The sequence below is a fragment of the Stenotrophomonas sp. PS02289 genome (assembly GCF_029960115.1).
Classification (GTDB): Bacteria; Pseudomonadota; Gammaproteobacteria; order Xanthomonadales; family Xanthomonadaceae; genus Stenotrophomonas.
In genome coordinates this window covers 1-21,290 of sequence record NZ_JASCOZ010000042.1, presented here as the reverse complement: position 1 = coordinate 21,290, position 21,290 = coordinate 1, and the positions used below count along the sequence as shown (strand labels likewise).

19 protein-coding genes are annotated in these 21,290 nt (G+C 66.0%); 16 read left to right on the top strand and 3 right to left on the bottom strand.

All coding sequences use genetic code 11. The annotated features are described in order from the left end of the window. Positions 1 to 303 precede the first annotated feature (303 nt). From QMX83_RS08195 to QMX83_RS08185, 3 genes are all read left to right on the top strand, one after another. Positions 304 to 1,293, top strand: coding sequence for a helix-turn-helix domain-containing protein (locus tag QMX83_RS08195; protein ID WP_282296140.1), 990 nt, complete (start codon positions 304 to 306; stop codon positions 1,291 to 1,293). A gap of 225 nt (positions 1,294 to 1,518) precedes the next feature. Beyond that, positions 1,519 to 4,821, top strand: a complete 3,303-nt coding sequence (locus QMX83_RS08190) for a YadA-like family protein (RefSeq protein ID WP_282296139.1) — start codon at positions 1,519 to 1,521, stop codon at positions 4,819 to 4,821. 16 nt (positions 4,822 to 4,837) lie between these two features. Further along, positions 4,838 to 5,653 carry an OmpA family protein gene (locus QMX83_RS08185; RefSeq protein ID WP_282296138.1) on the top strand — a complete coding sequence of 272 codons (816 nt, stop codon included), beginning with the start codon at positions 4,838 to 4,840 and terminating at the stop codon, positions 5,651 to 5,653. 330 nt (positions 5,654 to 5,983) lie between these two features. On the opposite strand, the gene QMX83_RS08180 is transcribed toward QMX83_RS08185, so the two are convergent. Both QMX83_RS08180 and QMX83_RS08175 read right to left on the bottom strand, forming a co-directional pair. Beyond that, a complete protein-coding gene (locus QMX83_RS08180; RefSeq protein ID WP_282296137.1) occupies positions 5,984 to 6,853 on the bottom strand; it encodes a phosphatase PAP2 family protein in 870 nt (289 codons plus the stop codon). A gap of 151 nt (positions 6,854 to 7,004) precedes the next feature. Beyond that, positions 7,005 to 8,663, bottom strand: a complete 1,659-nt coding sequence (locus QMX83_RS08175) for an ATP-binding protein (protein WP_282296136.1) — start codon at positions 8,661 to 8,663, stop codon at positions 7,005 to 7,007. 158 nt (positions 8,664 to 8,821) lie between these two features. On the opposite strand from QMX83_RS08175, the gene QMX83_RS08170 reads away from it, so the two are divergent. The 3 genes from QMX83_RS08170 to QMX83_RS08160 all read left to right on the top strand — a co-directional run bounded on the left by QMX83_RS08170 (position 8,822) and on the right by QMX83_RS08160 (position 11,141). Then, positions 8,822 to 9,793, top strand: a complete 972-nt coding sequence (locus tag QMX83_RS08170) for a helix-turn-helix domain-containing protein (RefSeq protein ID WP_282296135.1) — start codon at positions 8,822 to 8,824, stop codon at positions 9,791 to 9,793. Positions 9,794 to 9,935: 142 nt separating this feature from the next. Next, on the top strand, positions 9,936 to 10,583 hold the full coding sequence (locus tag QMX83_RS08165) for a response regulator transcription factor (RefSeq protein WP_282296134.1): 648 nt from the start codon (positions 9,936 to 9,938) through the stop codon (positions 10,581 to 10,583). 135 nt (positions 10,584 to 10,718) lie between these two features. Further along, positions 10,719 to 11,141, top strand: coding sequence for a response regulator transcription factor (locus QMX83_RS08160; RefSeq protein ID WP_282296133.1), 423 nt, complete (start codon positions 10,719 to 10,721; stop codon positions 11,139 to 11,141). Here the strand turns inward: QMX83_RS08160 and QMX83_RS08155 are convergent. Continuing rightward, positions 11,121 to 12,299 carry a hypothetical protein gene (locus QMX83_RS08155; RefSeq protein ID WP_282296132.1) on the bottom strand — a complete coding sequence of 393 codons (1,179 nt, stop codon included), beginning with the start codon at positions 12,297 to 12,299 and terminating at the stop codon, positions 11,121 to 11,123. The genes QMX83_RS08160 and QMX83_RS08155 overlap by 21 nt on opposite strands. A 128-nt stretch (positions 12,300 to 12,427) precedes the next feature. On the opposite strand from QMX83_RS08155, the gene QMX83_RS08150 reads away from it, so the two are divergent. The 10 genes from QMX83_RS08150 (at position 12,428) to QMX83_RS08105 (ending at position 21,219) form a co-directional block, all read left to right on the top strand. After that, entirely contained in the window at positions 12,428 to 12,847 is a 420-nt protein-coding gene (locus QMX83_RS08150; RefSeq protein ID WP_282296131.1) for a hypothetical protein, read from the top strand. Next, positions 12,844 to 13,356 (top strand): DUF202 domain-containing protein, encoded by a 513-nt coding sequence (locus QMX83_RS08145; RefSeq protein ID WP_282296130.1) that lies wholly within the window; start codon positions 12,844 to 12,846, stop codon positions 13,354 to 13,356. Before QMX83_RS08150 ends, QMX83_RS08145 begins: the two co-directional genes overlap by 4 nt. 15 nt (positions 13,357 to 13,371) lie before the next feature. Continuing rightward, positions 13,372 to 14,298 carry a formylglycine-generating enzyme family protein gene (locus tag QMX83_RS08140; RefSeq protein ID WP_282296129.1) on the top strand — a complete coding sequence of 309 codons (927 nt, stop codon included), beginning with the start codon at positions 13,372 to 13,374 and terminating at the stop codon, positions 14,296 to 14,298. 26 nt (positions 14,299 to 14,324) lie between these two features. Continuing rightward, positions 14,325 to 14,735: a DUF1622 domain-containing protein gene (locus QMX83_RS08135; protein ID WP_282296128.1), complete on the top strand. Its 411-nt coding sequence runs from the start codon at positions 14,325 to 14,327 to the stop codon at positions 14,733 to 14,735. Then, positions 14,735 to 15,697 (top strand): transporter, encoded by a 963-nt coding sequence (locus QMX83_RS08130; RefSeq protein ID WP_282296127.1) that lies wholly within the window; start codon positions 14,735 to 14,737, stop codon positions 15,695 to 15,697. Before QMX83_RS08135 ends, QMX83_RS08130 begins: the two co-directional genes overlap by 1 nt. 12 nt (positions 15,698 to 15,709) lie before the next feature. After that, positions 15,710 to 16,540 carry a DUF2092 domain-containing protein gene (locus QMX83_RS08125; protein ID WP_282296126.1) on the top strand — a complete coding sequence of 277 codons (831 nt, stop codon included), beginning with the start codon at positions 15,710 to 15,712 and terminating at the stop codon, positions 16,538 to 16,540. A gap of 1 nt (position 16,541) precedes the next feature. Then, positions 16,542 to 17,090, top strand: coding sequence for a hypothetical protein (locus QMX83_RS08120; protein ID WP_282296125.1), 549 nt, complete (start codon positions 16,542 to 16,544; stop codon positions 17,088 to 17,090). A gap of 100 nt (positions 17,091 to 17,190) precedes the next feature. Then, a complete protein-coding gene (locus QMX83_RS08115) occupies positions 17,191 to 17,739 on the top strand; it encodes a DUF4136 domain-containing protein (RefSeq protein ID WP_282296124.1) in 549 nt (182 codons plus the stop codon). A gap of 64 nt (positions 17,740 to 17,803) precedes the next feature. Further along, entirely contained in the window at positions 17,804 to 18,970 is a 1,167-nt protein-coding gene (locus tag QMX83_RS08110; protein ID WP_282296123.1) for a BamA/TamA family outer membrane protein, read from the top strand. Continuing rightward, entirely contained in the window at positions 18,961 to 21,219 is a 2,259-nt protein-coding gene (locus tag QMX83_RS08105; protein ID WP_282296122.1) for a patatin-like phospholipase family protein, read from the top strand. The genes QMX83_RS08110 and QMX83_RS08105 overlap by 10 nt, the downstream gene beginning before the upstream one ends. Positions 21,220 to 21,290: the final 71 nt, after the last annotated feature.

The following is a 21,290-nucleotide window of genomic DNA, read 5'->3' as shown; positions in this document are numbered from 1 at the left end:
TGAACTTGAGTTTCTATTTGTGACCGCGGTGGCAAAACTACACCTCGCGTATCTCCGATGTAAAGTCCCGGCGGTGAAGCTTTTGTATATTCATCGTGAATGCGATGTGATGTCGGAAATTTGACGCATAAACGGCCAAAAATCAGGGTGTTGGCTTAATGGTTAATCCGGCAGTTAATGTCGCAATCGGCTTGTTCTGCGCTCCCTCGCTTGATGCATACTGGCCGCGTTGATGGGCAGGCAGGGCCCTGCGGCGCTGGCGGCGCAGCAGGGCGAGATAAACCACAAGGGGGCGTCACTGTCATGGTTGATGGTGCAGGGGAGGCGGTTGGAGTTAACCCGCTGAAAACGTTCGACCTGGCCTCGCTGGGCGGTGTGCTGCGCGTGTGCGATATGGAACTGGTATTGCTGGACGCCAACGGTCCGCGTGCCAGCGTGCAATCGCAGGTGCATGACGAATCCCTGTTTCTCACTGCCACGTGTGGTTTTCAGTTTCGTGGGCGTTTCATGTTGCCGCCGGACTGGTGTCTGCTGGGTTTCATTCATGCCACCGACCCCGAGCGCAGCTGGTGTCATGGCTTGCCCCTGCAAGCGGGCATGGCCTTTACCGTCTTGCCGGAAGGCATCAGTGAGTTCGCACTGAGCGCCGGCACGCAGCTGAGCCTGCTGCTGACGCCAACCCGCCGGCTGCAGCGCAAACTGACCGAGCTGACGCTGCGCAGCAGCCTGCCGTCGGGGCAGGCGTTGTCGGTATTCGTGGGCGACACCGGGGCTGGTGCAACGCGATTGGCGCAGCGCTACGCACAATTGCCAACGTGGCTTGATCCCGTCGCGGCGTCATTACCGGACGATGCCGTGGAACGGTTGCTGCACGACCACGTGCAGGCGCTGTTGGCCGCCGAAACCCAGGAGCGCCCGAGCTGCAGCCGTGCGCGGCGCGCGCATTATCTGATGGCGCAGCGGGCCGAGAACTTCATGCGCCAGAATCTGCGTCGCTATATTTACATGCATGAGATCTGTGATGCCGCCGGGGTCAGCGAACGTGCCCTGCGCTACGCCTTCGAAGACCTGCTGGGGACGTCGCCCAACCGGTATCTGTCCATGCTGCGCCTGTGCGCGGCATGTCGCGGGCTGTCCACTGCAGATGCCCACCGCAAGTCGGTCAAGGCCGTGGCGTTGAGCTGCGGGTTGTGGGACCTGTCGCGGTTTGCGGACAATTACCGGCGTGTATTCGGCGAGCTGCCGCGCGATACCCTCATGCGCGCGCCAGCTGCACTGGGCCATCCGGCCTGACTTCCCTGTGCTGGCCGGCTGGCCAGTGCACAATTTCGGCAATCTGCCGTATTTGCATATTCCGATGCCGGTTTTCACCCGCGACTTGCCGGAACGCACGTTTGTGCTGCCGGAATGAAGTGCCTCCCGTCGCCGCCCGCGTCTGTAATGACTCCCACGTGCTGGCAACACGAGTGATGTCAAAGCGCAGACACGCGCACACAGACTCCAACGGGGGGAGTGATCATGAACCGCATTTTTCGCCTGGTCTGGAACCATCGGCTCAATGCCCTGGTGGTCGTTTCGGAAATCGCCACCTCACGCGGCAGCCTGATTGCCGGCCCGGTAGTCGTGCACCTGAAGGTGCCGCTGAAGCTGCTGGCGCTGGGTCTGGCCTGTGCGCTGGGTAGCGGCTCGGCGCTGGCCGCGGACAACCAGACACTGAGCGACCTGCAGGCGCTCACGGACAAGTACCTGCCCGTGCAGGTGGAGGCCGAGGTGGGCCTGCAGGCACTGTTACCGGCAACGTCAGCCGCAGCCCCCACGTCACCGCTGGCTGACGTTGCCGCCCATGTACAGGTCGGGCTCGGGCGTACCCAGTCGCCGGCCGCGGCACTGCGGGTCAACGTGGACGCCGGCCGCACTCCAGCGCAGCCGGTCACGGCCGCGGTGCACGTGCCCGTTGCGGTGACGCTGTCCGACGTCGTGGCCCTGGACGCCAGCGCGGAGGCGACGGTGGATACCGGTGCTGCGCTGCGTGCCAGCGTGAGCGCGGGACTGACCGGTCAGGTGGACGTGCAGGCGACGCAGGTGCAGGTGCAGGTCGCCGACCGCAACGACAAACTCGTCACCGCGGATGTCAGCGCCCAGGCCAGTGCGCTGCAGAGCAATCGGGATGGCGTGCTGGGCGGGCTGCTGGGTGGCGTCGGCGACCTGGCAACCGTTGTCGGCGGGGTGGTCCAGAACGTCGGCAGCACCGTGGCCGGCTCCGGCCTGCTGGGTGACCTCGGCTCCGGCCTGGGTAGCACGGTCAGCGACCTGGGCGGCGCGGTCGGTGCAGTGGGTGGTGGCCTGGGAGGCGGCGTGGTCAACGCGCTGCCGCCGGGCAGCCCGAAGGCACCTGCGGCCAGCGACCCGAATGCGGGTCTGATCATCGGCACCGGCGGATTGACCGGCAACCTGAGCGAACTGGTTGGTCCGACCGCGCAGGGTCTGCTGGGCGGCGATGGGTATGTCCGCAACGGCAATCTGGCGGTGAGCAGCGCCAATGTGATGCAGGCCTACTCGGTGACCAACGTGCTGGGTCTCCCCACCGTCAACCTGAGTCCGGTCGGCACGCTGCTGGATGGGCTGGGCGGGGCTACCACCGGCGGCAATTCGCACCTGACCCTGATCGGCGGTGTGACCTCGGACAGCTACATCTACAACATCAACAACGGTGATCCCAATGGGCTGCTCGGGTTGATCCTGCCGGGCCAGGCCCCGGCGTGGGCCAGCAAGTGCGTGGACCTGCTGATCGCCGATGTGGACTGCTGGGCACTCAATCCGGCGCAGGACTACCAGGTACTGATGGGTGACGGTGCCTACGCCAACGGCTCGCGCGAAGTGGTGATCGGAGCCAATGCGCGGCATGAGCTGCCGCAGGTCGACGCCAACGTGGCGTTCCCCGGTGCAGGTCTGAATGATCCGACCGATCCCACAGGCGTACCGACCGCTGACTATGCCGCGCGCATGGGGCACTCGGTGATCGTGGGCGACAGCGCGGTGGGCACCGCCAACGGCCAGGTGCTGCTCGGTGCCGAAGCCCGTTCGACCCAGGCCAACAGTGTGGCGCTGGGCTTCCGCAGCGTCGCCGATCGCGGTGCGCAGGCGGCCTACACGGCCTACGGATTGACCGCCCCCCAGGTCTCGGCCGGTGAAGTCTCGGTCGGCTTTGCCGGTGGCGAGCGCCAGATCAGCAATGTCGCCGCGGGCAGCGCCGGCACCGACGCGGTCAACGTGGCACAGCTGCAGGGGGCGATCTCGCAGATCAGCGCGGCAGCGGACATCTTTGCGGTGTCGTATGACGACGACGGCACCGGTCAGCCCAATTATGCCCGCGTCACGCTGGGCAACGGTGCCGGTCCCACCACGGTGACCAATCTGGCCGCTGGCGCGGTCGCGGCCGGCAGCAGCGATGCGGTCAACGGCGCGCAGCTGTTTGCCGCCAACCAGGCTGTATCGACGCACCTGGGCGGCGGGTCCACGCTGGATGCCAACGGCAACGTGACCGCACCGACCTACACGATCAACTCGGTATCCAGCACGGGTGTGGTGACGCCGGGGACCTACACCAATGTGGGCAGCGCCTTCGACGCGGTGAGCCTGTCGCTGGCCAACGTGGCGGAGCAGACCGACACGGTGGATCGGCTGGCGGTGAAGTACGACGTGGACGGCAATGGTGACGCGATCAACCGGGTGAGCCTCGTGGGTGACGGCAGCGGCGCAGCCGTGGCGATCGGCAACCTGGCGTCTGGCCAGGTCGCGGCGGGCAGCAGCGAAGCAGTCAACGGCGGGCAGCTGTTCCAGACCCACAGCACGCTGGCGGCCTTCTTCGGTGGCAGCACCGCATACAACGGCGGCACCGGGCTGTGGACACCGCCCAGCTTCGCCATCTCGTCGTTCGGCATCAGCGGCAGCGCAAGCACTGACACCTATACCGATGTGACCTCGGCGTTCGCGGCCGTGGACGCCTCGCTCAACACGCTCAACACCCGCATCAATCAGATGCCGAGACTGCCTTCCACCTCGAGCCCCTATTTCCAGGTCAACTCGACCAAGGCCGCGGCCAACGCCAGCGGCAGTGACAGCATCGCGGTGGGGGGGGTGGCCAGCGCCAGCGGTGCCGGCAGCATTGCCATCGGTGACACCGCGACAGCCACGGCGGCCAACAGCGTGGCACTGGGTGCAGGCTCGGTCGCCGACCGCGACAACGCGGTATCGGTCGGCAGCGCGGCCGCCACCCGTCAGATCACCCATGTGGGCGACGGCACCGAAGCCACCGATGCGGTCAACCTGCGTCAGCTGCAGGCCTCGCAGCAGGGCACGCTGCGCTACGACACCACGGTGCAGGGCACCACCAACTACAACAGCGTGACGCTGGGTGCACCCGGCGGCGGTACCACGGTGGTACACAACGTCGGACCCGGCACGGCCGGCACCGATGCCGTCAACGTGGATCAGCTGCGTTCTGGCATGAACCAGACCCTGGACTGGTCCAAGGCGTACACCGATGAGCGCATGAGTGGCTTCGACCGCGATCTGCGCCGGACCGATGAGCGCGCCTCGGCAGGTGTGGCCAGTGCGATGGCCACGGCCGGATTGCCGCAACCTTCGGAAGCCGGGCGCAACATGTTGGCCGTAGCGGCCGGCAGCTACAACGGCGAATCCGGCCTGGCGGTGGGGCTGTCGGGCGTCTCCGAAGGCGGGCGCTGGATCTTCAAGGCAAGCGGGTCCACCAACACGCGCGGAGAAGGCGGCGTGTCGGTGGGTGCAGGCATCCAATGGTGACCGCAGGGAAACAACCATGAAAGCGCACACTGCACGCGATACCGTTGTACTGCGATCCCTCGGGCTGGCGTTGTGCGCGTTGCTGTTCAGCGCCTGCGCCACGGCTGCAGAGCCGGTGGCCTTTCCTGAGCCGACGAAGTCCACGCTGAAAGGAGGGCTGTTCGTCAACGTCGACAACCTGCGCCAGTACGCGCGCGGAATGAGCAAGCAACAGTTGCAGGCGCTGCTCGGTGCGCCGCACTTCAATGAGGGGTTCTGGGGAGTGCGGCAGTGGAACTACCTGTTCAATTTTCGCAGCCACGCCAATGGCGATTACTTCAGCTGCCAGTTCCAGGTGCATTTCGATCGCAACGGCATCGCCCAGGACAGTTACTGGAAGCCCGCGTCGTGCGCGGCCATGCTGCAGGCCAATCCGGCACCGGCCGCCGCTGCGGTTCCGGCCACGCTGCCGACCGAACCGCTGCAGTTGCAGGCCGATGCATTGTTCGCCTTCGACAGCGACAGCCTCACCGCGCAGGGCAGGCGGAGTGTGGATGCACTGGTGCAGCGCGTGCGCGCGGCCAGCGACGTGCAGTTGATCGCGGTAGCGGGCTACACCGACCGCCTCGGGGCGGATGGCTACAATCAGGCGTTGTCGCAGCGGCGCGCCGATGCGGTGCGCGCTGCATTGATCGCGGGCGGCGTTCCGGCTTCGGCGATCGTCGCCGAAGGACGCGGTGAAACCGCCCCGGTGGTGAGCTGCAGCCAGGCCGACGAGGACGCGTTGATCGCCTGTCTTGCGCCAAACCGGCGGGTGGAGATTTCCGGTCTGGCACAACTGGCTCGCCGGTAGGTCGAAGATAATCAGAAGTGGACAATTGAGTATCTATTAAGTGTCTGTTTCCGCTCGGGTTTATCAAGAGGTTAATGCGGTGCAAGAGAATGGGTGAATCTGCTTTCAAATCCATCACGCCTGCATCACGGCACAGCGACGAATGTGCGCACCGTAAGGGGGGATGTGGTTGGACCGGATACGTACCCATGCATGGAATTCAGGTCGCATGGGTGCAGGGCTTGACCTGGCTCGCTGTCGGCCGCGGGATGTCTCCCCCGTCATCGCTGAGGGAGCAGCGAGCCAGGTCATCTGTTTTCGCAACAGGTCGATCAAACAGAGGCGAAGGACTTACTCGACGCCGCTGATCCTGGGTTTCAATGCCGCAGTTTCTGCCTCGCAGTCACTCGCTGGAATGCCCGCGCCACGCATCGCGTCTATCTCCGCACGTGCGGCTTTCATGTCAGCCAGAAAATCGGCGTTGGCGTGCAGCTTGGCCACCGCGCCGGATCCCACCGCACGACCCTGCAGTATATCGCTCTGCCAATGCGCGTTGCAGATCAGACGGTTTTCACCGAAGGCGCGGCCGCGCGCCAGAATGGCATCGGTCTGGTCGGGGCTGAGCTCGGTGAGAATCAACGCCCACGCCCAGCTGACCGCGGTATGTCCGGACGGATACGAGCCATCCTTGCGCAGCGCGGCTTCATCGCCGGGCGCACAGGTGGCCTCCTTGTAGAACACGAACGGCCGCGTGCGCTGGTAGTGCTCCTTTGCGGCGTAGGTTGCCAATCCAGCATCGACCATGCTCCGTTGCAGCAGCAGGTACAGCCGGGGCGTGTCCGCCTGGCTGATCGGTATGCCCAGGGCACAGGAGAACGTGCTGGCCACGTGCGGAAAGCCCAGGTCGGCATCGCGGGTGGCCAACGCGAAGCGCGGCGTGCCCTGCAGCTTGCGCGCGGCGGCATGCATGGCCTGGTCGCGTGCGAACGCCGCACTGCCTTTGCCCGGTGGAGGCGGAAGCAGCAGCAGGCTGTCGGGCAGGGCACGGCCCAAGTATCCGGCCGGAACGCCGGGTCGGATCTCAGGAACCGGAGAAGGGGCCGCCGCGGTTGGCGGTACCGCGGCGGCCGGTGACTCCAGAGGACCCGTCGCGCACGCGGACAGGACGGAACAGACCAGCACGACGCTGAAGGGGGCCAGTCGACGGCTGGGTGTGCGCATGGTGGCCTTCCATGGACAGGGGTCGACCACCCCGCACCCGTACACCCGGTAAGGGAGGGCCCCGGTGTACGGGTGCGGAATGGCTGTCGTTACTCTCCAAGCTGCGGCAAGTGCGTACAACCGGCGTTCTACTGACGCCGCCTCAGTAAAACTACTGAACCGCTTCGGCCTGCGGCCGCGTACCGGGCACCGGGAAACGCACTTCGATGCGGGTACCGCCCAGCGGACTCTGGCTGACCTGCAGGCTTCCGCCCAGCAGCCGTGCGCGCTCTTCCATGCTGATCAGGCCCAGGCCCGGCGCGCGTCCGGCGCTGGCCGAGGAGGGCATGCCCACGCCATCGTCGTCCACCCGCAACACCACGTCGCCACCGTGCACGGTAATGCGCACATCGGCGACGCTGGCGCGCGCGTGGCGGTCGACGTTGTTCAGCGCTTCCTGCACGATCCGGAACACGCTCAGTTCACTGTCTTCGCCCAGGCGTGGTCCGCAGTCGATGCTGCAGCACAGACGCAGGCTGCCACGCGCATTGCGCTTGTTGCAGAACGCGTCCAGCGCGCTGGCCAGCCCGGTGAAGCGCAGGATGCTGGGATGCAGTTCGTGCGAGATCGAGCGGATGTCGTTGGACACGGCCAGCAGCTGATCCTGGAGTTCGGTCACGATCGGGCGCTCGCGGTCGGGCAGTTGATGTCGCAGCGCGCTCAGGCGGATCGAAATGGCGGCCAGCGACTGGTTGATGTCGTCATGCAGGTCGCGTGCGATGCGGGTGCGTTCTTCTTCCTGTACCACCAGCATGCGCCCGGTGACCTCGCCCAGCCGCTGATACGCTTTGTGCAGCTTGATCCGGCTGGACATCTTCTGGTCCGAGAGCGCGCCCAGAAACAACAGCGCCACCCCGGTGCCCAGCGTCCAGGCTTGGGCTGTGAGCAGGTTGCGTTCCGGGCTCCAGAAGCCGAACGGGCCCAGGCCGAACTGACCGAGCACGGTCCCCAGCACGGCCACCAGCAGCACGCCTACCGAGGCACCGGCAACGCCGAACACAATCAATGCCCAGACCAGGATCGGAACCGGAGCCAGCGACAGCAGCGGAGTGACCACGCCATCGCGCCAATCCACCGTCCACAGCAGGGTCAGCAGCGCGAGCAGGGCAACCGCGAGCGCCGCGGCGTTCAAGTGCCAGCCCTGGCGCCGCTGAGGCGAGCGCAGGCTGCGACCCAGATTGATCACCGCCGGGGCGATCAGCAGGTAGCTGACACTCTGGCAGACCGCCCGTGCGCGCAGTTCCTGCAGCGCATCCAGTGACGTTGCGCTGGCGAACCCGTGCCACCACGCCGCGCACAGCGGCAGCAGCACGCAGGCGGCCAGCAGGAACAGGCTGAGGTCGCGGTAGCCTTCCAGCTGGGGCCGGTTCTGCTGCCAGCGCACCAGTCCCCAGGCAAACGCGGTCACCAGTGCAAACTCGCCCAGTGTGGCCAGCACGCGTACGTAGGCGATGACCGGCACCAGCAGCGCCAGCAGGGTGCCGGCAACAGCCGCGACCAGCACCTCGCGCCACTGCGCGACGGGCGTCGACAACAGCCAGCCCAGCAGCAGGGGGCCGGGCAGCCAGAACAGTTCGAGCGAGCGGCCGGGCAGGTCGACCAGATACGGCAGCCACTGGCCCAGCAGGCAGCCCGCCAGCAGGGGCAGTGTGCGCAACAGCAGGTGCTGCAGTTCCGTGCCGGTGGGCACCCGCAGGGGTGGGGCCGTGCGTGCGCGGCGCGTACCGCGCGTCCGGGTGCCCGCACGCGTTACCTGACTGCTTGCCTGCACGTCGCACCTCGTGAACAGTCGCGGAGGTTCCGGTGACGGACCCGCGGGGGGATGTTGGAAGGCTTGTCGGCGCTGGATTCCGGTCGCACAATCGGCCCAATACAAGCAGGTTGCGGTGTTGCGCGCTATCCACTTTCCGACATGAACCCGGAGCTGGCATGGACGAACCGATGGCCCAGTACAGTCGCTTCGACGTGGACGGCTTCGACGCAGAGGCCTTGCTGGGCGTCGTGCGGGACACCCGTTTCGAACAGCGCCTGCTGGCGGGGGGGCAGTTCCGGGCCTGCGTGCAACGGGTGGTATTCCCCGAATTCAGCCTGGACAGCGGGGCCTACAACCTGCCCATATTCGCCAGTGGCAGCTTTGGCGAGGACCTGATCGGGCTGGCGATGGCAGTCAACAGCGACGGCCCGATGTGGGCCAATGGGCGTTGGATCCCGGCCGGCCAGATCATGGTGTTCGCCGAAGACAGCGAGTTGAACGTGCGTCCGCGTCCGGGGGGCTGGCAATGGGCCGTGCTGCTGATTTCGCGCGGGGTGCTGCAGCGTGAAGCGGTAACCCGTCTCGGCCGCGAGCTGCAGCTGCCGCGCTCGGGCTGGTACAGCCGCGCCGCCACGGTCATGGATGCCGCGCGGCTGCGTCGCACGGTGCTGAACACGCTGCATGATGCCGCGCATCCGATCGGGCTGGTGACCCCCGCGCTTGTGCGCGGGCAGGCGGACACCCTGCTCACGGCGTTCCTGGACTCCGTGGCGGCCACCGACGCCGGCCTGCCCCGACGCGCCCTCGGCAGCTACAGCGAGCGCTATCGCGATGCGGTGGTCCGGCGCGCCGAAAACTACCTGAAAACCCAGTGCGACCGCGCCTACGACAGCCGGGCGCTGACCACCGCGCTGGGTATGGGCGAGCGCCAGCTCGAGCGGCTGTTCCGTGATGCCTACGGCCACGGCCCGTGCCAGTGGCACCAGATGGCGAGGCTGAATCTGGCCCGCAGCGCCCTGCGCCAGGCGCAGGGGCAGGGGGCGGTCACCGAGGTGGCGATCCGCTACGGATTCGGCCACCTGGGGCGGTTTTCGGGGATGTATCGGGACATGTTTGGTGAGAGCCCGCGCGACACCCTGCGCGGTTGAGAGCGATGTCACGGTTTTGATGCGGTTGCGTCACGTTGCCATCACGGCGGTGGACGCACCGTCATACCCTTGTGCAGGAACCATTCACGTTAGTGGGTGATTCCCGCCACAGGGAAGGGTGGACGCAACCGGAGACACGACTATGCAGGCGTTGCAGGTGCAGGAAGAATGTCGTTATCGCAGGGTGGTACTGGCCGACGATCATCGCGTGGTTGCACAGGGGATCGAGCAGCTGCTGGTGGGACGTTTCGAGTCCATTGAGCTGGTGACCTCGGGCGAGGCGCTGGTGGAGTCGGTTCGGCGTGATCCACCGGACGTGGTGGTCGCTGACATCAGCATGCCCGGTCTGAGTGGCATCGATGCGATGCGGGTGATCCGCGACGAGGGATATGACGTGCCGGTCGTGTTCCTCACCATGCACGATGAGACCAACATGGCCGCGCAGGCGCTGCGTGCGGGTGCAAAAGGCTATGTCCTGAAGAGTGCTGCAGGGGAGGAGCTGGTACGGGCGCTGGACGGGGTGATGGATGGGCGCACCTACGTGACCCCGACCCTGGCGGCGGATGCCCTTGTCAGCACCGGACGTCCGCGCTATCTGCTGACCGAAAAGCAGCTGCGGATCCTGGAGTACGTCGCCCGTGGCCTGCGTTCCAAGCAGATCGCCTACGAACTGGGCGTATCGGTGCGCACGATTGAGTCGCACAAGTACGCGATCATGCAGGAGCTGGGCGTGCACGGCACGCTGGAGCTGGTGCGCAAGGCGGAGCTGGAGGGGTTGATCCGGCATTGATCGTCTGGGCCGCAGCCGGGCAGAGCCCGGCTCTACCAGCAAGTAGATTTACTTGCCGCCCTCCGGTTGTTTTTCCATTGCCGTCATCGGGCGACGCTGGCCACCATCAGAGCCAGGGTGGTTCTGGCGGATGACATGAGCGCAGTCCGGGTGCTGCTGGCCGAAGACGGCTCCGCGATGGGGCGGCAGCTGCGTGGGCTGCTGGGTGATGCGTTCCAGGTCATCGGCCTGGTGCAGGACGGCGCGTCGTTGCTGAACGCGGCGCAGCAGATGCTGCCGGACGTGGTGGTCACCGACATTGCCATGCCGCAGATGGATGGCCTGGAAGCGGTGCGCCGGCTGCGCGCGCAGCGGCCAGTGCTGGGCGTGGTGTTCGCCACCGTGCATGCCGAGCCGCAGATGGTGGCGCGGGCATTGGCACTGGGGCCGTGCAGCTATGTGCTCAAGGCCGACGCCGGCGAAGATCTGCTGCCGGCGGTGCGGGCGGCGGTGCGGGGTGAGACCTTTCTTTCCCATTCGCTGCAGCAGCATGCCCCGTCAGGCCAGCAGCCCCATTAACTTGGCGGCCAGTTCGTCCACCGACATGGCGACCAGCAGCAGTGGCAGCATGGGTGCGAGCGCGGGCAGGGCGATGCCGAGCAGGTTCCAGCGTGACAGCGGCACCACCCGCATGGATGCCACGCCCTGATACACCCCGCCGAAATCGCAGTAGGCCGAGGCATCGTTATGGTCGAGCAGCGATTCGCTGCCGGCGGTGGTGTCGCTGGCCGCTGGCCAGCGTGTGTCGAAATTCCGCGCGGCACGGTTGCCCAGGGAGTCGAAGCGGTAGAGGGCATGCCGTTTGGCATGGATCATCACCGGGGCCAGCAGCATCAAGGGGGCGATCAGCAGCAATGTGATGCCGACCACGTAGCCGGCGATCAGGTGGCGCAAGCCATACAGGCTCTGGTCCTGATACAGCATCTGGTTGAGGAACGCACCGGCCAGCATGATGCCGCCGGCCGCGGCCAGCGGACCGAAGCGCATCTGCGCACGACCCAGGAACGCCAGCCCGGCGGCTCCATCAGGATGCTGCGGATGCAGGTCCAGTCCCACCTGGGGCAGCCGCCACAACACCAGCGTCCACAGCAGGAAGCGCCAGAACCAGAGCAGCACCACCAGCCGCAGCAGCGGCACTGACACCGCCGCGTACCACAGGCCAGCCGCGCTCGGGGCCGCGCCATGGAAGCGCCAGTCATCCAGTCCCGGCAGCACGCCCATCACCGGTGCGCCAGACCAGGCGGGGGCGAAGGCCACGACCAGGCACACCGCCTCGGGCAACCAGCTGTCACGCTGACCGCGCACATGGTCGAGCAGCGCTGCAAGGCGAGGTTTACGCACGGCATGCACCACGCTGCTCCGATTGAGCTGGCGTATCGCTCCGCGCAGCAGCGCGTCCGCGCGGGGTGCGGCAAGGACCAACAGCGGCAGCGCCAGCAGCAGTCGGGCCAACGTGTCGTAGTCGGCCAGCAGGCTGATGTGATACGGGGAGGCAAGTGGGGTGGGCCATAACGTGCCCGACTGTGCGGTGAGTGCCAGCAGTGGCCCAACCGCCAGCGCGAGCAGCAGCAGCGTCAGCCACACGGAGAGATGTCGCGTGCGATGCAGCGTGCCGGTCGCATGCAGCAGCCGGTGCACCAGTCCACCGCGCATCAGGGAGTAGTGATCGTGGTGCATGGCCCAGCATAGCCCGGCGGGGCGCACGCACCCGGACAGTAAAAATACTGGGCATCCAGCAGTACGTCTCCGGATGCCAGTTCAGGCGTGGAGGGTCAGGCTGGAAGCACGCAGAACGGATCCGAACCATGTTGCTGGTGATCGATTTCCTGTCCCGGTTCTGGAACGACCTGATCGCGCGGACCGATGGGGTGATGACGTTCAGGCTGTTCCTGCAGCCCATCATGGCGTTGATCACCGCGTTGATCGATGGCATTCACGACGCACGCCGGGGGCGCGGTCCGTACTTCCAGCGGCTGGTGCACGCCGATGGCTACATCGCGCGACGCCAGGTTCTGCGGGAGGGCGTAAGCGCCACGGCACGCATCCTGCTTCTGGGCGTGGGCATGGACGTGATCTATCAGATACGGACGTTCGGCGGCTTCCCTTATCCACTGGAGGCGTTCGTGGTGGCCGTGCTGCTGGCCTTCATCCCGTACCTTCTGCTTCGCGGTCCGTTCCGGCGGCTGGCGGGGCAGTGGATCAAACCCAGAGGAGACGCGGAATGACCGACCAGGATCCGACCCGTGCCCTGCAGGACCGCGCTCTGACCATGGAGCGGGCCAGCGAGATCCTTGGCAGCGGTGACGCGGCCTCGCTGGAATTGTCTTCGCGGCGCACCGGGATGTCCTTCCAGCGCACGCGCATGAGCGCCGACCGCACGTTGATGTCGGTGATCCGAACGGCACTGTCATTGATCGGCTTTGGCTTCACCATCTTCCAGTTCTTCGGCCATGTGCTGGAGCTGCCGGGAAGCACGCTCAAGCCGGAGGCACCGCGCAATTTCGGCATGGCACTGGTGTCGCTGGGGCTGGTCATGCTCACGCTGGGCATCGTGTATCACCTGCGCTACATGCAGGGGCTGCGCAGTGAGCGTGCGCTGATGATCAAGGAGGGCCTGATCCATGGCGAAAGCCATTACCCCATTTCGCTCACGCTGATCACCGCTGGCCTGCTGTGGCTGCTGGGCCTGCTGGCGATCACCAGCATGAGCTTCAACGCCTGGCCGTTCGGCTGACCATGGAGACGCAGGATGAACGCAGTGGTGGATGACATGGTCGAGATCGCCGGCGGTGTATTCCTGATGGGGTCCAATGACCACTATCCGGAAGAAGCCCCGGCGCACAAGGTAAGGGTGGCGGCGTTCCGCATCGACCGCTATCCGGTCACCAATCGCGAATTTTCGCGGTTTGTCAGCGAGACCGGCTATGTCACCGCGCCCGAGCGACCGGCCGACCCGCGCGATTACCCCGGGGCTGATCCTGCACTGCTGGTGCCGTCCTCCGTGGTCTTCGTGCAGCCCCGCCAGCGCGTGGACATGCGCGATACCCACAACTGGTGGCAGTACATCCCCGGTGCCGACTGGCGGCATCCGCGTGGCCCGCAGTCCAGCCTGGTCGGGCTGGACGATCATCCGGTGGTGCACATCGGCTTTGACGACGCGCTGGCCTATGCCGCATGGGCGGGCAAGCACCTGCCGACCGAGGCCGAATGGGAGTTCGCGGCACGTGGCGGACTGGAAGGCCAGGAGTTTGCCTGGGGTGACACGCTCACGGTACGAGGACGGCATCAGGCCAACACCTGGCAGGGCGAATTCCCGTGGCAGAACCTGGACGAGGATGGCTTTCGCTGGACCTCGCCGGTCGGCAGCTTCGCGCCGAATGGCTACGGCCTGTACGACATGATCGGTAACGTCTGGGAATGGACCAGCGACTGGTACCAGCAACACAACGTGCTGCAGGGCAAGCCGTGCTGCGCGATCGAGAACCCGCGCGGCGGCACGCGTGAAGCCAGTCGCGACCCGCGTGATCCGTGCTCGATTCCCCGCCGGGTAATGAAAGGCGGCTCGCACCTGTGTGCGCCGAATTACTGCCGCCGCTACCGGCCGGCCGCACGCATGGCACAGCCGGTGGACACCACGACCTGCCATGTCGGCTTCCGCTGCGTCGAGCGCGGCTGACGCCCCGGCAACCGGAGAGCACGACCATGATCGACCTGCATGATCTGCTGGTAACCATCACTGAACCGGTCGTGTCGGTGATCGAGTTGATGGCGCTGATCCTGATCGCGCTGGCGACGCTGAAGCTGTTCGTGCAGGGCCTGAACCTGCTCGTTCGGGGAGATGCCGACGGCGACCAGCGGCGCTCGATCTGGTTGGAGTACGGACGATGGCTGGTGGCCGGGCTGTCGGTACAGCTGGCCGCGGACATTCTCGAATCGGCCATCTACACCAGCTGGGACAGCATCGGTCAGCTGGCTGCCATCGCGGTGATTCGCACCTTCCTCAACTATTTCCTTGAGAAGGACATCACCGAGATCCGGGAGCGGCAGCGGCGCGTTCGGGAACGGCGCGGCGGTCACGCAGAAGCGGCTGATTCCACAGTGGAGGCGCACTGATGTCCAGATTGCATGCAAACACAGCCCGTTGCGCAGTGGCGATCCTGATGGCCGCCGCGGCCGCCGGTGCCCACGCCACCGAAGGCGCGCTGGGCCGCTCGATCACCGGGATGCAGATCACCCCGTACGCCGGGGTGATCCCGCCGGAGCCCGGGTTCCAGTGGTCGCTGAGCTATGTGGGCTATGACGGCAAGATCCGCGGCAGCCGCTCGGCCCCGATTGCCGGGCGGATCTCGCTGGGGCTGGAAGCCGATGTCAGTCTGATCGCCGCCACCGGCGTCTATATCTGGCCGACGGATACCGGGCGGTGGAACTTCGCTTCCATGCTGACCGTGCCCTACATCAACGCCGATATCGATGCGGGGGTGCAGGGCCCGCTGGGCAACCAGATCCGTGTCAGTGACAGCGCGTCCAACCTCTTCGATGTGTACTTCGCTCCCTTCATCGCCGGCTATCACATCAGTGAGGTCGAGCACGTGTCGATGGGTCTGTATGTCTACGCACCCACCGCCAAGTACAACCCCGACAACCTCGCCAATCCCGGCTTGAACGTCTGGACGCTGTCGCCGAGCGTGGGTTACACCCACCTGTTCCAGAAGGGCACCCTGGAGTTCAGCGTGCTGGGTGCATTCGACTGGTACAGCCGCAATGACGACACCGACTACAAGAATGGCCTGGTGCTGCGCGCCGACGCACTGCTGGTCAAGCGCACCCCCAGCGGCTGGGGCTTTGGGGCGGCCGGCGGCTGGATCCAGCAGGTGCAGGACGATGACAGCGAACTGGCAGATCGCCTTGATGGCTTCAAAGGGCGATCGTTCGGACTGGGGCCTGTACTGACCTATGGCAAAAAGTGGTCCGGTGGCGAACACCTGGACATCTCGTTCCGCTACATCAGCGAATTCAGCGTGCGCAACCGCTTCGAGGGTGACCCTTGGAGCGTGTCGATCAGTGCCGGATTCTGAGGAGACCTGGACATGATCCGATCCACCACCGCGATCAGTACGGCCACCTGTCTGCTGCTGGCCGGTTTTGGCAATCTAGGCCTGCCGGCCCAGGCGGCGACGCCAAAGCCGACGGCCTCCACGGCAACGACCACAGCAGCAGCCGCCGAGCGCGACACCGAGGCCCTGGCAGCGCTGGACCGCATGGGTGCGGCGCTGCGGGCATTGAAGGAGTTTTCGTTGAGCTCCGACGCCAGCACGGAGGTCGTGCTGGAAGACGGGCAGAAGATCGAGCTCGACGGCACGGTCCGCTACCAGGTGCAGCGCCCCAACCGGGTGGCGGTGGCGCTGGACAGCGACCGCCAGCAGCGCCGCCTGATCTACGATGGCAATACCTTGACCGTGTACGCGCCCAAGCTGAAGTACTACGCGCAGGTTGAGGGACTGAATGCCACCCTGGGCGAACTGGTTGAGCAGGCCGCCAGTCGTTATGACATCGAATTCCCACTGGCCGACATGTTCCTGTGGGGCACCGACAAGGCTCCCAACAGCCTGATCCGCAGTGCCCGCCACATCGGTGGCGGTACGCAGTCGGGTGAACCCATCGATCAGTACGCCTTCCAGCAGGACGGCGTGGACTGGCAGGTGTGGATCTCCAAGGCGACCTCGCTGCCGGTGAAGCTGATCATCAATTCACTCGACGACCCCGCCCAGCCGCAGTATCGCGCGCGGATGCGCTGGGATACACGTACACCGGTGCCGGCCAGCGCGTTCGCTTTCACCCCCCCCGCTGACGCGCACCGGATCAAGCTGGTGCCGGTAGAGGTCGCCGTTGCGGTTCCCGATGCGGCGCAGGAGAACTGACATGAAACATACTTCTGCACTTTCCTTGCTGCTGACGGCGCTAGCGACGGCGCTGCTGACCCTCGCACCGGCCGCGTTCGACATCGCCAGCGCGCAGCCCGGTCACCGTGGCGGTGGCGGTGCACGCGCAGCGGCGCATGCCAACGTCAATCGTCCCGCACAGCGCCCGATGAATCGCCCGGCCAACCGACCGGCAGGCGGCGCGGTCAACCGGAACGTGGACCACAACCGCAACATCGACCGCAACCGCGACGTGAACAGGAACGTGAACCGCAACGTCAATCGGGACGTGCACGTGGATGTGGATCACCACTACGACCATGACCACTGGAACGACTGGGACGACCATCCCTTTGCCACGGCGGCGGCGGTCACCGCCGGCGTGGCGGTCACGCGCGCGGTAATCGGCTCGATCGTCTACTCGCTGCCGCCCAGCTGTGTGACCACGGTGATCAATGGCGTGGCTTACCAGCAGTGCGGCAACGACTGGTACGAGCCGCGTTACGCAGGCACCAGCGTGCAGTACGTGGTGATCAACGCGCCGCGCTGAACCGGTAGTTTTTCTGCCTGTTCTGCGTAGTAATGCGGATGTTCCCTGAAAGACGGAGCGCTAGGCTGAAGCCCTGTTCACGACGCTGGAGTCTGCTGTGATGAAAGCCTTCGCCGTTGCTTTTGCGGCCACCGCACTGGTCGCCTGCGCCTCCTCGCCCACGGTCCGGACCGACCACGACCCCAGCGCCAATTTTGCGTCGTTCAAGACCTACAGCTGGGCGCAGAAGCCGCAGGGTGCTTCGCCGCTGGTGCTGCAGCGCATTGTGGACGGGGTCGATGCGCGCTTGCGCGCACGCGGCCTGACCGAATCCGCCAACGGTGACCTCGCGCTGGTGGCCAACATCGCCAACAGCCAGCGCCAGACCCTGGACACCTTCTACACCGGTACCGGCATGGGTGGCTGGGGGTGGCGCGGCGGATGGGGCGGCGGCATGGGCATGGCGTCGTCCACCACCACGGTGCGCACCTACGACGTCGGCACGCTGGTGGTGGACATGTTCGATGCACGGACCAAACAGGCGGTCTGGCGTGGCTCGGCCAGCGGCACCGTGCCCAGTTCCACCAGCCAGGTCAACGCGGCGGTGGAAGCGGGTCTGGACAAGATGTTCGCCGACTTCCCGCCGGGCAGTGCGGCAGCAGCACGCTGAGCGTTGCCTCGGGCTTTCCGCGCGGCGTCGCGTCGCGCCTCTCCCTCCCAAGCGACGCGACGCCGTGCACTTGAACGTTCCCGCGCTGCTCATCCTCGGCATGGCACTGGTACAGGTGCCGATCGCGCGTGCGCAGACTGCCGCCACCGGGAGCACGCCCCCCTCGATGTTTCGTGACAGCGAGGACGGCCGCTTCGACATGTCGCGCTGGCTGCTTGACCATCGTGGATTCCTGCCGGTGCCGATCATCATTTCCGACCCGGCGCTGGGCAACGGCGGCGGTGTGGCGCTGGCGTTCTTCCAGCGTCCGCACGGTGGCAGCGACGGCGCGCCGGCAGCAGAGGGCGCAACGGTCACCCGTCCCAATCTGTACGGTGCCGGCGGCGCGCGGACCAGCAACGGCAGTGAGTTCTACGGCGTGGGTGCGTCGCTGCATTTCGACGAGGATCGCTGGCGCTATCGGGGCGGTGTGGCCAAGGCGTCGATCAATCTGGGCTATCACACCCCAGGCCGACGCCTGCCTCCGTTGGAGATCGATTACAACGTCGATGGCGTGGTGTCGTTCCAGCAGGGCTTCCGTCGGCTCGGCGCGCGTGACCTGTATGTGGGCCTGGCCTGGATCTACATGGACATGGACATCGGTTTCGACATCGCCTCGGATCGCGACAACTTCACTCCGCGCGAGCTGGGCTCGAAGAGTTCCGGCCTGGGTCTGTCACTGGAGTACGACAGTCGCGACAATACGTTCAGTCCATCCAGCGGCTGGTTGGGCATGATCGAGGGCAACGCCTACCTGCCGGGTATCGGCAGCGACAGCGCGTTCCAGAGCTATCGCGGGCATGCTTACGGTTACTGGCCGCTGGGCAAGGCCTTCGTACTGGGCGGCCGCGTGGATGCACGCTGGGCCAATGGTGACATTCCGTTCTACCGGCTGCCGTACATCGACCTGCGCGGGATCGGCTCGGCGCGCTACCAGGACACCCGCACGGCGGTACTGGAAACCGAACTGCGCTGGAACCTGGGTGCGCGCTGGGCGCTGGTTGGATTCGTGGGGGCAGGGCGCACCTGGGGGCGCCACAACAGTTTCAGCGACGGCAGCGACGAGGTCGCAAAGGGCGCTGGGTTTCGTTACCTGATCGCGCGCCAGCTGGGCATGCATGTCGGTGTTGATTACGCCTGGGGGCCTGAGGATGAAACCTTCTACATCCAGGTGGGTTCGCCATGGCGCTGACCGGTGCGCGTTGGTGGGTCCTGCTGCTGGCGTTGGCGTGGATGTCGCGCGCCTATGCGGTTGACGTGGTCAATCTACCGACCGGCAACAGTTGCGGTGTGCGCGCGGCAGGTGATACGCGCCCACGCATCGGTCTAGCGCTGGGCGGCGGCGGGGCACGCGGCATCGCGCATGTGCGCATTCTGCGTCAGCTGGAAGCGTTGAACATTCCGGTCGACTGCATTGCCGGCACCAGCGCCGGTGCGCTGGTGGGTGCGTTGTATGCCTCGGGGCAAACTCCCGAGCAGATCGAGCAGGTGGTGCTGGACACCGAGTGGATGGCGATGTTCAGCGACACCCTGCCACGCCGTGAGCGCTCGCTGCGACGCAAGGGCGACGACTATGTGCAGATGGCGGCCGTGGGCATCGGCCTGGGCGGCTCCGGCAAGCGTGTGCAGGTCTCCGGCGGCATGTCGCAGGGCGAGCGTTTGATCGCATTGTTCGAGCGGGCCACCGGCGGCAGCCGGATCAGCAGTGATTTCGACAAACTGGCCACGCCGTACCGCGCCGTGGCCACCGATCTCAACACCGGTCAGGCGGTGGTGCTGTCGCACGGCAACCTGCCCATGGCGATGCGCGCCAGCATGTCGCTGCCGGGGATCTTCCGGCCGGTGACCATTGACGGACGCGTGCTGCTCGACGGTGGCGTGGCCGACAACGTCCCGGTGGATGTCGTCCGGGCCATGGGAGCCGAGCGGGTGATCGCCGTCGATGTGGGCACGCCCTTGAGTGAACTCGACCAGGACGCCAGTCTGCTGGATGTGATCGGCCAGCTCAGCGGCTTTCTCACCACCCGCAACGCAGGGCAGCAGCTGGCCACGCTGGGTGACCAGGACCTGCTGATCACCCCGCCGCTGACCGGCCAGGTCGCCACCGGCGATTTCAACAAGGCCCCACTGGCGCTGCAGATCGGCCAGCAGGCGGCCGATGCCGCCACGCCAGCGCTGCGTGCGTTCGCGCAGCCGTCGGCGGTGTACCAGCAGTGGCAGGTGGCGCGGCAGCAGCGCGGCGCATCGGCGGCAGCGGCACCGATCGCCTTCATCGAGGTGGACAACCAGACCTCGTATGCCGATTCCGTGCTGCTCTCGTACCTGCCGGTGGAGATCGGCAAGCCACTGGACAGTGAGGCGATGCAGCAGGGCATCCTGCGCGGCTACGGCATGGATACGCTGGCGACGTTTGGCTATGAACAGGTTGAACGTGATGGCCGGACCGGGGTGCGGATCAATGCCCGTGCAAAGCCGAATGGCCCGGCCTATCTGCAGGCGGGCTGGACCATCAGCAACGACTTTGAAGGCAATCATGAAAGCAACCTGCGTGCAGGGTTGCTGTTCGCGCCTCTGTCGCCCTATGGCGCGGAGGCGCGGGTGACCCTGCAGGTGGGCAGCGAGCCGGGACTGACGGGGAGTTACTACCACCCGTTCGACGTGCGCCAGCGCTATGGATTCGAGGCGGAAGGGGGCTTCCAGACCCGTTCGTTCAACCTGTATGACGACGACGGCAACAAGACCGCGCGGTACCGGGTGCAGCGCACCGGTGCTTATGTGGGCCTGGTGCGTGAAGTCTCCAATGTACTGGCGCTGCGTGCGGGCGTGGAGCGCTTCCGGGGGAATGCCAAGGTGGAAGTCGGTGACCCCACCATTCCCCGCAATGATTTCGACGAAGGCGCGTTCACCGCCAGTGCTACCTATGACAACATCGACAGCCTGTACTTCCCGCGTGACGGGTTTCTGGTCAACCTTGGCACCTACCAGTCCCGCGAGGCGCTCGGCGCGGACACCCGTTTCGGCCAGGTCGATCTCGATGCGGTGGGGGCATTTCCGTTCGGCAAGCAGGCTGTGCAGCTCGGGCTGCGCTATCACGTCACGACCTCGGGCGAGGCTCCGGTGCAGAACCTGTACCGGCTTGGCGGACGCTGGCGGCTGGCGGGTTTCCAGCATAACCAGCTGACCGGGCAGCATTACGCGTTGGGGTTTGCCGGATACACGTATGAGCTGGGCAAGGTGCTGGGGCGTTCGGCGCAGGTCGGCGGCACCGTCGAATACGGCAATGCCTGGCAGCGACGCAGCGACATGTCGCTGGAAGACGGCATCTGGAACGGCAGCCTGTTCCTGGGCTTTGATTCGTGGATCGGGCCGTTGATCTTCGGCATGGGAATGCGCGAAGGCGGCGAGCGGGTGGTGTTCATTGAGTTGGGCCAGACCCTGTGACGCAGACGGTAGCGCCGGCCGTTGGCCGGCCCTCATGAACGTTCGAACTCATGCATGGGCCGGCCAACGGC